Annotated in this window: 11 protein-coding genes; 3 read left to right on the forward strand and 8 right to left on the reverse strand. The window is 51.0% G+C overall.

Going from position 1 to position 13,112, the window contains the following annotated elements; genetic code table 11:
* Nucleotides 1-861: 861 nt before the first annotated feature.
* Genes HRM2_RS04025 through HRM2_RS04035 form a run of 3 tightly spaced genes read left to right on the forward strand, consistent with a single transcriptional unit; the run spans nucleotide 862 to nucleotide 3,835 of the window.
* Complete coding sequence (locus HRM2_RS04025) at nucleotides 862-2,742, forward strand: hypothetical protein (RefSeq protein ID WP_012663174.1); 1,881 nt, start codon at nucleotides 862-864, stop codon at nucleotides 2,740-2,742.
* Between the two features lie 35 nt (nucleotides 2,743-2,777).
* The gene (locus tag HRM2_RS04030) at nucleotides 2,778-3,275 is read left to right on the forward strand and encodes a hypothetical protein (RefSeq protein ID WP_148214557.1); all 498 of its coding nucleotides are present in this window, start codon (nucleotides 2,778-2,780) and stop codon (nucleotides 3,273-3,275) included.
* A 2-nt stretch (nucleotides 3,276-3,277) separates the two neighbouring features.
* Entirely contained in the window at nucleotides 3,278-3,835 is a 558-nt protein-coding gene (locus HRM2_RS04035) for a tectonin domain-containing protein (protein WP_012663176.1), read from the forward strand.
* Nucleotides 3,836-3,873: 38 nt separating this feature from the next.
* On the opposite strand, the gene HRM2_RS04040 is transcribed toward HRM2_RS04035, so the two are convergent.
* The 8 genes from HRM2_RS04040 to HRM2_RS04080 form a co-directional block, all read right to left on the reverse strand.
* Complete coding sequence (locus HRM2_RS04040; protein WP_041273040.1) at nucleotides 3,874-4,764, reverse strand: DUF4352 domain-containing protein; 891 nt, start codon at nucleotides 4,762-4,764, stop codon at nucleotides 3,874-3,876.
* A gap of 125 nt (nucleotides 4,765-4,889) precedes the next feature.
* On the reverse strand, nucleotides 4,890-5,978 hold the full coding sequence (locus tag HRM2_RS04045) for a S41 family peptidase (RefSeq protein WP_012663178.1): 1,089 nt from the start codon (nucleotides 5,976-5,978) through the stop codon (nucleotides 4,890-4,892).
* Between the two features lie 4 nt (nucleotides 5,979-5,982).
* Nucleotides 5,983-6,480, reverse strand: a complete 498-nt coding sequence (locus tag HRM2_RS04050) for a serine/threonine protein kinase (RefSeq protein ID WP_012663179.1) — start codon at nucleotides 6,478-6,480, stop codon at nucleotides 5,983-5,985.
* A 17-nt stretch (nucleotides 6,481-6,497) separates the two neighbouring features.
* A complete protein-coding gene (locus tag HRM2_RS04055) occupies nucleotides 6,498-7,172 on the reverse strand; it encodes a YMGG-like glycine zipper-containing protein (protein WP_012663180.1) in 675 nt (224 codons plus the stop codon).
* A 24-nt stretch (nucleotides 7,173-7,196) separates the two neighbouring features.
* Nucleotides 7,197-8,993 carry a hypothetical protein gene (locus HRM2_RS04060; protein WP_012663181.1) on the reverse strand — a complete coding sequence of 599 codons (1,797 nt, stop codon included), beginning with the start codon at nucleotides 8,991-8,993 and terminating at the stop codon, nucleotides 7,197-7,199.
* A gap of 10 nt (nucleotides 8,994-9,003) precedes the next feature.
* Entirely contained in the window at nucleotides 9,004-10,581 is a 1,578-nt protein-coding gene (locus tag HRM2_RS04065; RefSeq protein WP_012663182.1) for a formylglycine-generating enzyme family protein, read from the reverse strand.
* Complete coding sequence (locus HRM2_RS24960) at nucleotides 10,581-12,380, reverse strand: ABC transporter permease (protein WP_012663183.1); 1,800 nt, start codon at nucleotides 12,378-12,380, stop codon at nucleotides 10,581-10,583. The genes HRM2_RS04065 and HRM2_RS24960 overlap by 1 nt, the downstream gene beginning before the upstream one ends.
* The gene (locus tag HRM2_RS04080) at nucleotides 12,377-13,105 is read right to left on the reverse strand and encodes an ABC transporter ATP-binding protein (RefSeq protein ID WP_012663184.1); all 729 of its coding nucleotides are present in this window, start codon (nucleotides 13,103-13,105) and stop codon (nucleotides 12,377-12,379) included. The genes HRM2_RS24960 and HRM2_RS04080 overlap by 4 nt, the downstream gene beginning before the upstream one ends.
* Between the last annotated feature and the right edge of the window lie 7 nt (nucleotides 13,106-13,112).

The following is a 13,112-nucleotide window of genomic DNA, read 5'->3' on the forward strand; positions in this document are numbered from 1 at the left end:
AGGCAATTGTCTGCGCCCGGGCCACTCTATTAGCTGTTTGCCATACCGGCAAAGGTAAGACAGGCCGCGAATTAGCTAAATATCCCCAAGACTGAAATAAATGGGACCAAAGGGTTGAAGGTGCCGTTCGCTCGCGCATGTCGTAGGGAATCAATCGTATTCCAGTCATACAAGAGGCCATCGACAACGGCAATATGCGATGGATTGATCATGTTGATAAGGAAGTGCGCGAAGCGTGGCGTATGTCGGAAATATCCTCCCCCGGAAGTTGTGAGCGATTCGAAGTTGAACTGAAAAATCGCAATATCACAATGGAAGAATTTGCGGGGTGGCTCACGGTTTCACGAGGTGAAACGCCATCAGTCGCGCTGATACCGTCGTTCCGGACTAAGGCGGCATCGATTCGAACGCTACTCGATAGTTGCAAAAAACAACTCAATATTTACACAGGAAATCATCATGAACTGTAGAAATGTTTCATCAATTGCTATCCTAACGTCTGCAATGATACAGTCAGTATAGGTCTTTGTTTATCAATAAAATTAATAGATAAGCGAATCTTTTGTCACCAGCATTTTTCTATCTGCATCGACAAAAGCAAGGTTCAAATTTTATAACATTCAGGCTGATTTTGAATTATAATAAAAAAGAGCCGATCTATTCGAAACGTTACACAATACAGCTTTGTGTATGTGGCAGATTAGATTAAAAGGAGACCAAACTGATGCCGTATCGATTGCCAAAAGCCATAATAATAACTTTAGGATTTGTATTGATCGCATTGCTTATAGCTCTTCTTGTCATATCTTCAAGTTCTGCAAGTGTTCTTTATACTAAAAAAAACTGCTTGCCACCGGAGGAATGTGGGTAGAAACAAGCACCCCGTGGAAAGCTGAAAAAGCATTTCATAAAAACCGGATAGATCGCATCACGTCTCTGAAAACATCTGATCTTAAAAAAAAGCTCCTTTTAAAACGCGAACTTACCCGCCATATGAAGCGCAGTCATCTTCTTTCTACCAAAAGAGACCAGATTCAGAATGTTCTTATCATGGAAGCCAATGCCAGGGTGAAAAAAAGTAACGGTCCTGTTTCCGGGCAGCTTACAGATACTGCCGGAACCAAGTTTGGCGAAAAAGGGCACCGGGCAATGGCTGGGGACCGGGACATGGGCGGCGGTTCAAACACAACCCAAAAGGTTGAAGAGGTTCTTCAGGACATGGGGCTGTATGATCCTAAAAATAAAAGTACCTCTGTTGTGGATGTGGATTCAAAAGCAGGTACCCTGGAAATAAAAGGTGATTTTGAGCTGACCATAAACAAAGAGGGCTTAAGGCCCAAGGCCGGAACCGAATACCATCAAATACAAGTGGAAGTGGATGCCCGGAATCCGGAAACCTATGTATCCGAGTCCATGAAAACCCGGGCGGATGGTAAGCTTGTCAAACAGCAGATCGGCACCGAATATGTCGAGGTTCAGGACCATCGAAAAAAAGCGTCCAAGGGGCTGTCCTCGGATGGAGATATGTTGGTTCGCCATCCGGAAAAAATGCAGGGCATGGCAAAGGGAACCGGCAAAACCCTGGACATGGGCCGGGTGAATGACGAGACACTGGGAAAGATCCTCAAACAAAATGGCATTTCGGATTCGCCGGTTGAATTTAAAAAGAAACTAAGGGGTATTAAAGAAAACCGGATCAAGATTGAGGATCCCAAGGTGGCAGAACGGATGCGAAGGGCCAGCGAAGATGTTTTTGCCGCAGCAGAACAGGCCACTTTTAAACAGGCCAAACGGGATATTGTAGACTTAAGGGCAAAAGCTGCGTCCAAGCCGCCCAATGATCCAGTTCGCAGGAATATTGAAGAAGAAATCTTGGACACGGTCACCAAGATGAAGCAGACCAAGGCGGTCAATGACGAATTTTTGTCCTCCGGCCCGGCCCGTAAAAAGACCCATGTCCTTCCGGACAGCCCGCCAGATACAACCAAAATAACAATAGAAAAAACGGACATTGAGATAAAAAAAATCGGTTCTGCCGAGCCGCCTTCTGTAAAGCAGAAAGCCTTAAAAACCTTTGGTGCAGTGATGCAAATTGCTGATATAGGGCAGACCTGCCAGACTGTGGAAGACTATATGGAGGGAAAAACCTGTCTGGGTGAGGTCACGGTGACCATTGTGGATCAATATATAACACAAGGCACGATCGGCACAGGCAAGCATGTTGTCAAAACCTCCCAGGATTACCTGGCTGCCCGTAAAGATATCCAGCGGGCCAATCAGACCAACATGGACGCCTATGCTGAAGGAATGCTTGCCGAGGCCCATCTCGACGCCTATGCCACAAGCCAGACCGCCTCAAGCAGATCAACTATTTTCCAGAAATTGGTCAGTGCCGGTGTCGACTCACAACAGGCTTTATCCGCCATCAATGCCTATGAAAACAATGATACCACACCGTTAAAAAAATTATTTAAAGAAACCCGGGAGCGGATAAGGGCGGAAGAGGCCGCTGCTGTTGCTGAAGCTGAGGCTGCAGAAAAACAGATAAAAGCACAGGCAGACCGAATTAAATCAGGGCTTAAACAATATTTTGTTTATATCGACTTTCTCAGGACCACCCCGCTGACTTTAAACCATCTGCCCCTGCCCATTGAACTTCCCAGGAAGCGAATCTTAAAAACGGGGTGTATGTATGGGGGAAAACTCGGGTTCTTGGGGATATTCGATCCAATCCAAAGGTAGAAACGCATCTGCCCCCAGTTTCTGTAACCTTTGAAATGGATGAAGCTGTACAAAAGCGTAAATATGAAAAAAGCGATGAAATAAGAGCGCAGAAAAAAGCGTCGGAAAACCAGAGGATACAGGCGACTAAGGGTGGACATTTTTATAAAGGCCCCATGGGAAAGGATGAAGGGTTTGACGGGGAAATTCAAATACATGTGGGCAAAGATAACAAGACGGTTTCCGGTAAGTTCAAATGCATCCAGGAAAAAGAAAATGGCGACAAAAGAGTCAAAGTCATTATCGAGGGTGAATTCCTCGGCACCCTGAACCCTGATACAGGAAAACTTGAGGCGAAATTGAACAAGGGGACCACGTTCCAGATGATAAAAAAGGATGGGAAATGGAATGCGGGAGGTCTTCCTTCTGGGATATCCAAGGAGATAAAACTGATCGGTCAGGCCAAAGGAAAAACAATTAACGGCCATATGGTTAAAGGGTCGAAAAAATCCTTTGCCTGGACCGCATCACCTGCTAAACCAGAGGAGGAATAAAAATGAAAAACAAAATCTTTATCCTGATTGTATTGGCCCTGGTTATTCACAGCCTTGCCCTGCTTGCCTTTGCCGCCGACTCTTCATGGGGTATCCCGACCCAAGAAGAAATACAGACAGGAATCCCCAATCAGACGGTTTCAACCCCGAAGGTCAATGCCACAGATAAAGCGGATGCCATTGATACGGTTGATGTCAAGCAACTGGAACGGATCAATGCAATGCCGAAAGTTCCTGAAATTACGAAGAAAAGAGTTGAAAAACCAAACGTCATCGCTGGAAAAACAATATTAGCCACCACACAAATTCCCTGGATTGTTAATTCCAACGGCAATATTTATCAATGGACGGAAAGTAACTGGAAGCGGATGCCTGGATCCGCAGCGGATATTGGTGCCGGCCCTGATGGTGCGGTATGGATCATTGGTACCAACCCTGTTCCTGGTGGTTTCGGAATATATAAATGGAATGGCAGTAACTGGGACCCACAGCCAGGAGGCGCTGTCCAAATCACAGTTGGGACAAATGAAAGAACGCCTGACAGTTTTAAAAAATGGTGAGGCCTTAATTTCCCCAGGTCCAGGTTTTACCCACCCCCTTATTCAATAGGCAGCAGCCAGATGGCGATGGTTTTTGTCCATCCTTTCGAGAGGACAAATTGTGTTTCTGACATACCATTGGGAAGCATATAGACCTCTTCAAATTCACCCTCAACTCCCGGTGGTAATTCATAATCCCTGGTCTTGTCCAGCTTAACACCTGTGGTTCGCTGGAAGCTGTGGCTTATACTGCTTTTCGGATCTTTCCACTGCAGTTGGCTGAAAATAAGCGCCGAGTCTTGTTCTTTGCCCAGGTTTTTAACCCTTACCCGAATGATTGCGTAAAAATGATCTGTTTTGGGTTGATTAATATACTGATTTGTTTTTTTCAGGCTAAGCAGTGTAATTTCAAGATCGTCACGCATGGCCGCCTGACCCGGCCGTAGAAAGACTTCACCGCCCTCGGTCTGTTCGGGCTGTCCAGGTTTTACTCCTTCTTCTTTGACAACCGGCGGGTTCTGGGAGGGGGGTGTGGTGGTTTTTTCCACGGTATCCAAAATCGTATCTGGAAAAATTCCACCGCTGCCCTCGGGTGCTGGGCTTTCAGGCAGCTGAATATCTGTTTTACGGCCGTTCCATATCCGGCTAAGAGCGGCATCATCATATCCCCATTTCCCCATGAAAGAAGAAAAATCATCGGTAAAAACAAATTCCAGCCGCCCCCTGGCATTGGTTTGTACCCATGTTCCGGTCAGCCGGTTGCCCTGAAGATCAGCATTGATTTTACCGTCTTTGTATTTGTATGTTCCTGTGACCTGGTTCCCGTTTGCCTGTAGTGACATCTCACTGAAGTCGGTCTTGTATACCCCGTTAATCGATGCCCCAGCAAAATCTGTAATGACACCAAGGCATAACAACATTAGAGAACCCAGAAAGAACCGTTTTTTCATGATAATGATTTAACCTCCTAAAATGAGAAATGTCAGTTCATTCTTCTTTAACGGGCTTAAATCAACAATAAGATGAACCGACTCTTTATCAAACATCATGTGGGTTTTTCCCATAATACACACCTTTATCTTAAGGCTTGCTGGGTAATCTGGACCCAGGTGTTGTCTGAATCCTGTATCCTCACCATGGGTGTAAGTCCATGGTTCTGCCAGCCTATGCCCCTGGGACCGGTTATTCGTCCCCTGCTGATGACCAGGGCAGAACCATCGGACAATTCCATTACCTTCTGGGTCAGGGCTTTTCCATAGCTTGTGGACCCAAAACTTTTTGCCGCAAGATTGTCAGCCAGGCCAATGATCAATACTTCCGAGGCTGAGGCTGTAAAACGATTCTGCCAGATGCCCAGCCTTTCACCGGTCCAGATCTGGCCCTTGGCTGTGTAATCGACCTTTCCTGTATTGGTTTCTATGGAAATAATTTTTTTGCCCGGGGGCAGAAACAGGCCGGCAATATCCACGGCTGCAAACAGATCTCCCCCTGGATTGTTGCGCAGGTCCAGTACCAATTGCCGGGTTTGATCCAGTTCGCCCAGGACTGCTTTTATCTCAGATAAACTCTGGGGCGTAAAATGGCTGATGCGCAGGATATCAAGCCTGCCTGTCTGACTTAACCACACCGACCTGTCTTTGAGGGGGCCTCGTTCAATATTAACCTGGAAAACCACGCTGTTCCGATTCATTGTCAGCTTGACCCGGGTGTCTTTTTCCCCCCGGATGCTGCCTGCCACCCGGTATATGGACCGGCTGGCAACAGGCTGGCCATCCACGGCCACCAGTTCATCCCCCTGTTCTATGCCGGCTGTCTGAGCCTGGCTGTCTGGCCTTGGCAGGCAGTAAAATCGGCTGTCCCGCTGGAGAATCTCCATGCCAACACCGTAGTAGCGAAAACTTTGAGCCTGTTTCCATTCTCTGTATTCTGCCGGGGATAAATAGTCGCCATAGGGGTCATACTGCTCCATGTATGCCTTTAAGGCTGAGGTGACAATTCTGCCTGGGCCGGGTGAGTCAAGACCATGTTTCTTGATCTTGGTCACGGCCTCGAAAAAAGTCAGCATGGCCTGGTTGTTGGTCCAGGCCATGCTGTCGGCATGGGCCGGGCAGATCGCGCCCGGCCACAGTAGCAACCCAAGAATGATGATGGCTACAAATCGCATATACCTATAACTCGCTTAAGGTCGCCGCCTCTTCCAGGAGTTCGTCCATACGTTTCTGCAGCCGGGCAACTTCAGCCTGCTTGGCAGCATCAGAGGCACCTGAATTATTGGTCGCTATGGTCTTGGCACGGAGGTCGGCCACTTGGGTTTTCAGAACTTTCAACTTTTTTTCCTGGCCGGCATTGGCGGTCTTTGTCTGGTCCAGCTGCTGTTGCAGTTTAGCGGATTCAGCATACAGGACCGCAAGTTCTTTTTTCAGGGCCTCATGCCGGGCCTGTTTTTCCTGCTTGCTTGCCGCCAGGTTCTGCCCCTCTTGCTTTGCCTGTTCAGTGGCTGCCTCTGTTTCAGAGAGGGTTGCTTTTTTCTCTTCAAGGCGTTTTTCATAGGCCTTGGGGTTGTAGCTGAACAATCCGCCCTTGCGCGGATCGGTCTCGTTAGACACGCAGGATCCAAGGGTTAAGAGTATAATCAGGGCCAGGGCCGTGCGAATGATGAATGTCATGGTGAATACCTCGCTTGTTAAACCGCCATTCGGCCGGACAGGCTGGCCAGGTTTTCACTGTGCTGTTCCAGTTCGGAGATCAGGGTTGAAAGCTTTGCAATTTCAGCATCCAGGGCTTTGGACTGGTCAGAAGCATTCTTCGTTTCCACCTGGGCCAGGGCCTGTTTCTGGGAATCGAGCTCAAACTTTGCCCGGGCCAGTTTGTCGTCGGTCGTTTTTCTGGCCGCATCTATACTTTTTTTCTGGGCCAGCAAGTCTGTTTTGCTTGCCTGATTGGCCGCATACTGCTGTGAAAGCTTGCGGGTCTTCTCATCCAGCTGGGCAATATCGGAACCTAATTTTTTATTGTATGCCAGGGTCTCCTGGTTAATCTTCTGTGCACTGACAATGCACTCATCCAGCCAGTCTTCTTCTTTGGCGTATTCAGCCTTTTTGGAGGCCACATGATTGCCATAGGCATAGCCGGCAACACCGCCGGCGGTGGCCCCGATGGCCGCCCCGATCAGGGCGCCTTTAGAATCCCCCACCAGTGCACCGATGATACCGCCCAGGACGGCTCCGGTGCCAGCACCCACTGCCGTGCCTTCTTTCCGGGTCCTTTGGGCGTCACTCGTGGTGCCCGTGGTGATGCACCCCATTGAACACGTTGCCAGAATGAGAACCACGGCAACAAATCGAAACATACGAGACATATCCATACTCCTTTGTTATTGGCCTTATCTTTCCATGGGAATGATAAGAGACTCATTATTGTCAAAGCTTATAACAAGCTCCAGTTCCTGTTTTCCTGCGGCAATCATATGATTGTCCTGAAGCCAGAGGACCAGTTTTTCTTTTCCCTTGCCCGGTGTATACTGCAGGGATCCGTCTGTCCGGTTAATGGCTTTATTTTTTTGGGTTACTGCCATGAGCCAGGTTTTGTTATCCGGAATGGTATCCCAGACAGGTTTCTGGGTGTCTGCCTGTCTGAGCACAAGGCTGGTGATGGTTCTGTCCGGGACCTCAATCTCCAGTTTAAGCTGGCTGTCCGGGGACCCGTTCCCCTGGAACACCTCATTGCGGCCCACAAAATCACTAGCTCCCTTGACCTTTCGCAGCTTGAGGCTGGCCCTGGCAGTGGCGGCCTGGCCGGTCCCCACGGTATTGTCAGGCGGCACACTCCCCACGGAAACCACAGCTCCTGTCTGGGGAGCCTGAACTGCCGGCTCTGCCTTGGCATACTCCTTTTGGGGAATATTGTTGGGTGAATAGCTGTAGGCGCCCTTGCCGAGATCTGACAATTCAGGTAGATTGGAAATCGGTGCGGCAGACCTGTCCGGGGGATCTGATTTTCCGCTGTCTATTTTTACAGAATTTAAAGATGCGTCCAGAATTTCCCTGTATTTTTCATCTTTGAGAATGGTTGCAATACCCATCACCTTGCTGTCGGAAGGCGTGTCCTCAAACAGAATCAGTCGGGCCCTGACTTTGCCGTCTTTGACCCGACCTGAATATTCAACTGCATCCAGTCCGCTGATCTTGATCTTTCTTTCTGTCACCTCAGTCATGAACGTTAATTGTTTCTCACCGCCCGTTTCTCTGACAACATTAATGCCTGCCAGCCCGTTTCCCAGTTCAAACCGGCCGCTCTCGTTTCGGATTTTGCTGTCCCAGGTGTCAGGGACCTGGAGGCTGACCGGCCCCAGGGTGTACTCCTTCCATGAAGAACCCGGATGAATGCTGCCTGGGCAGGCAATGGGCTCATCATCTTCTCCAAATTCCTGGCCGCAGACGGGCAGGGCAAGCCAGGCCACCCGCCGTTCTATCCATTCCTTACGGCTCCATGCGTCATGGACTTTGCCGTCAACAATCATCTCTCTTTTTACGTTGTAAAGCAGATTAATTTCCAATACCACAGGGGCCTTCAGCTTTGATCCGTATTTGTCTTCAACCCTGGAAGGGGTCCAGCTGATCTCCATGGCATCCTTGTCTTCCACAAGGCTGATCTTTTCCTTGCTTTTATCAAGAAAAACATCCCCCTCGCTGCTGAGAACTCTAAAATTACAGATCCGTTTAATGACCTGGTATCTTATATTGCGGCCTGCTCTGCCTGCCCCTGACAGGGGCATGGTGATCTCATGGGGTGCCGGGGCCAGTAGTTTTATCTTTACCGGGGTGCCCGGGGACTGCATGGCTGTCAGGCGGATGAACGGGGTTTTAAACTGTTTCTCTGCATTGGGGTTGTATTCAATTTCACGTTTCATGCCCGATTCTTTGTATCGTTCCCAGAAATAGGCGGCCACAGGATTCTCCTGGCCCAAGGGTCCCCAGAGGCCCTGGGTTTCCATGGCCACAGGCAGTTTCAACTCAAATTTTTTTGAGTCTGTTTTTTTGTCCGTGTCAAATTCAAAAAAAGTGATCCCTTCCAGACTTAATCCATTAACCGGCTCCCCCTGTTCAAGGGCATACCCCGGAATCAGGTAAAACAGGATAATTCCAGCACTGATCAACACGATGTCCCAACTCTTTTTCAAAACAACCTCCTTATAAACCAAGGGAACTTAAATCATTCTGCCACGCTTCAGGGGTGGTGCGTTTGGTTTTTACCAGGGCCTCAAGATGGGTTGTCACCAGTTTAGCTGCCCGGACCTGCTCGGCCGCATCATTTTCCAGAAGGAATTTAAGGTACCGATTTTCACCTGTCTGCCTGGCTGCCTGCCCCAACGTCTCCAGCTGGCGCAGGGAGGCTGTGTAATTCTCCATGGACTGGCTGATATTTGCTTCAATCTCAGCCAGGCGGGTGGTCAGTTTTTCTATCATGGCCTCTCGCTTGCCGGTCTTTGCCGCATCTATCAGCTGTTTCACCATGGGTAGTTTTTTACTTTCCAGGTAAACAAAAAAACCTCGTTCCGCAGCAATTTTAAACCAGGCATAGGCGGTTTCACCATCTGCCTTGGCCTGGATGAACTGCACATCTGCCATGACACTTTTCAGCCTGCCCAGCTCCTGCTGCATGCCAGGATTATTCACGGCCATCTCTTCCAGCCGGGCAAGATACTGGCCGGCCTGGTCGATGCTGACCTGGGTTTTCTGGCTGGTGGGTGCTGTACTCACTGCAGCAGGGGTGGCGGCGCCAGCACCCTTTCGATAGCTGTCCCAGGCATCGGCATAGGACTGGGCTGCGCTGCGGTCACCGAAAACAACCGCTGCCAGAACAGGGCGCAGGCCCATGGTCTCTTTTTGATTGGGTACGGGTGGGGCACTGCCCCGGGCAATGTAAAAGGGCTCTTCAGTACGCAGGCTGGAACGCAGCATTTTTTCCGAAGAGAGATAATGTCCCCCCCTGGCAACAAACCCGCCGGGCCGGCCCTGGTAGTACTCGATCATGTAAAGTCCGCCGGTCATTTCAGATACATTGCCCAGCATATCGTGGATGCCCAGGGGGTTGGGTTTGAGGCGGCCCATGGCCTTTAATTTGCCGTGGCTGGATTTGGGCCCGGCAAACCACTCGCAGCTGCTCAGGCGGTCTTTGTAAGGGACTCTGCGGTCAAAAACATCTGCGGACACACCCGCACCGCCCCGGGCGGCAAACTCCCACTCAGCTTCCGAGGGCAGGCGCACAAAACCTGGACTGGCTCCGGATTTGGGCAGTTTATTCAGGGCATTGGCAAACAGCCACTGGTTTAATTTGTCTAAAAACTGCTGGGCCTCAAACCAGGTAATACGGGTGATGGGTTTGTCCGTTGCATTCTGGTCCGGGGCTGCCAGGCCCAGGACAGCAGCCCACTGCCCCTGATTGACCTCATATTTGGCCATGTAGTAGAGCCAGTCTTTTCCGGATTTTCCCTGGCCCAGAAAAGAGCCGCTCAGGCTCACCTCTGTGGGATGTTCCTTAAACCCGCCATCCGGGTCACCCATGCGGAAACTGCGCTGGGCAAAAGGTGCCTCCCCCTGTCCCAGGAAAATTGGCCTGAAAACCATCTGCCGGTTATGGGGCAGGGGGAGGATAAGATCATCATCGGCCGGACTCGGGTTGTCAGGGCTTTTCTCAGCATAGGCCGGGATATTGAGAAAAAAAATCAGTATAAATACAAAAACCAGTCGCAGACAGAATTTCATCATTATTCATCCCTCAGGGCCTCGGCCGGGTCAATGGTGATGACCCGCCAGGCAGCAAGTGCAGCAGCGGTTTGTCCCAGAAGAATCACCCCGGATGCCGCATAAATCAGATGGACATAATCCAGCTGGCAGAACCGTTCCCCTGCTGCCAGTTGAGTGGAAAAAAGTTGGTTGATCAAACCTGCCATTCCCCAGTAGAACCCAAAGGCAAGCCCTAATCCGCCCAGGGATAAAAAAAGGGCCTGGCAAAGGGGGAAACACAAAAGCCCGCCCCGGCCAAAACCGATAAGGGCCAGAACACCCAGGTCCCTTCGTTTGCGTTCCACAGAGGCATATAGGCTGGCCGTCAAGGATCCTGAACCCCCCAGAACACCGCCCAGGGCAATGAGCCAGAAAATCATGCCCAGGTGCCTGTCCAGTTCCCTGAGATCCCGGATTCGCGCGGCCTCGGTGTGGACAGGAATACCCTGGGCTTCCAGTTCCAGTTTCAGGGGCTCCACCTGCTCCAGGGTCTTTGCATACATCCTGAAAGCGGCATAGCCCCTTCGCTTTAAAATAAACAGGTCTTTTTCAGGCAGCCAGTCTATTTCGCGCCTCAGGCTTAAATTCAGAATTCCGGCAAGCTGGGGTGGCACCAGGCCGTGGCGGCCTTTGGAGAACACCCCATCCACCGGTTGAACCTTCAGGCTGAGGGAAGATTTCCCCGGGCAGGTTAACCGACTGCCGGGCTTTAAATGGATCTCTTTGGGCAGAATAATCTGCCGCCAGGCAGGACCCATGGGCAGGTCTTTGCCCCAGGGGGTGTCTAATCCGTCTGCCTGGGGCAATGCCAGTACAGGCAATTTTAAATCCTGAGCCAGCTCAATCTCCATGGGCTCCACCCAGGGCAGTACAAGGGCGTTTCTGCCCCGCAGGCGAAGGGTGACAGCGGTTAAGACATCCTCTCCCTGGGCACGGGTGGTGGTGATCAGATAAACATATGTTTTGTTTTTTACCTGGTAACCCAGACGGGACATCTGCTGGTCCTCTTCCAGTTCCTCAAGCCGGCTCAAGCCGGTACCCGAGGTCAGTCGGACCTTGAGTACGGGATCCATGGGGGTATCCAGCCCCAACACCACACCGTCGAACACAGGCTGGGCCAGGGGAACCGATCCCTCCCAGCCCATATCCGGCACAGCCTGACCGTCTTTAAACCCCTCTATATCCTCTAAAAGCCCCAGGGGAAAGTATACCACATCCCGGCTGGTTCCCCTTGGGTCCAGCACCCCGGAGACGGTTAAGCGGGTGCTGCCCGTTTCAATCCGGCTGCCCTTTAATCGTTTGACCCAAAGCTCAATTTCATCCCCGGCTCCTGCCCCAAGCTTTCGGGCTGCCTCATCCGACAGGACACATTGACGCTCCCCAGGGGGAACCGCCTGGTTCTCCTCCAGAAGCGGGTCACCCTGGGCACTGGGCAGGGCTTCCAGAACAAGCTTGTCTGTATGGAATTTAAGTTCCACACTGGCCGAGATACTGCGGGTGGTGGGCACCAGAAAAGAGACTTTGGGATCATTCTGCAGCGTATTCAGCCATTGAGGGGTAAAGGAGCGGCTTACCATGGGGCGGATTTCTCTATTGCGGGGATCTTGGAGAAGACGGGACCGCAGGGTTTCCATGGTACCGTTTTTCAAGCCGAACAGCAGCAAAAGCGGGCCAACCACGGCAGCAACGGCCAGAAAGAGGCAGAGGCTGAGTATCCATTCGTGTTTAAGATCTGCCAATGCCAGCCCTGGAATCAGACCGGTTGATCGCTGCTGTTTCATAGGGTTTCAAGTTCCTCAAGGGTAGAGGTTGTCAATTCCCTGGATTTTCGTGCCACCTTAAAACCGAATATCCGGTCCACCTGATCCCTGAGCAACGATCGGTCATGGGTGACCATGATGGTTGTGGTACCGAATTTCTGACTCAATTGGCGGAACTGGTCCCGGATCTCCATGGCCGTTAATTCGTCCACGGCAGCCGTTGGTTCATCTGCCAGTACGATTCTGGGTTTGTGAATCAGGGCCCTGGCAATGGCAACCCGCTGGCGCTGGCCTCCGGAAAGAAAACTCGGCCGTTTATCCAGTTGTCCCTCTATGCCCAGGTTCCGGGCCATGCTTTCCACCAGCTGATGGTCATACTGCCGGTTCAGGCGCAGGGGAAGGGCAATGTTCTGACGGACGGTTAAAAAGGGCAACAGACCGCCGGTCTGCAGTACATAGCCTATATATCTGCTGCGGACAGCTGCCTGGTTTGCCCGGCTCAAGCCGACCAGATCAATGGGTACCTGGGTGCCGCCAATGCGGAACGCCCCTATCTTTTCCGGCTTGAGCACCAGCCCCAGAATGTCCAGAAGGGTTGATTTTCCGCACCCGCTGGGGCCGACCAGGGCGGCAAACTGTCCAGGCTCCAGGTCCATCCCAGGCACAATCAGCTGAAAACTCACCCGGGCCTGGGACCGTGTATGCATCAATTGACTCAGGTGAAGTGCATCCCCTGTTTTTGGCATTTTACAC

The organism is Desulforapulum autotrophicum HRM2 (genome assembly GCF_000020365.1).
Taxonomy (GTDB): Bacteria; Desulfobacterota; Desulfobacteria; order Desulfobacterales; family Desulfobacteraceae; genus Desulforapulum; species Desulforapulum autotrophicum.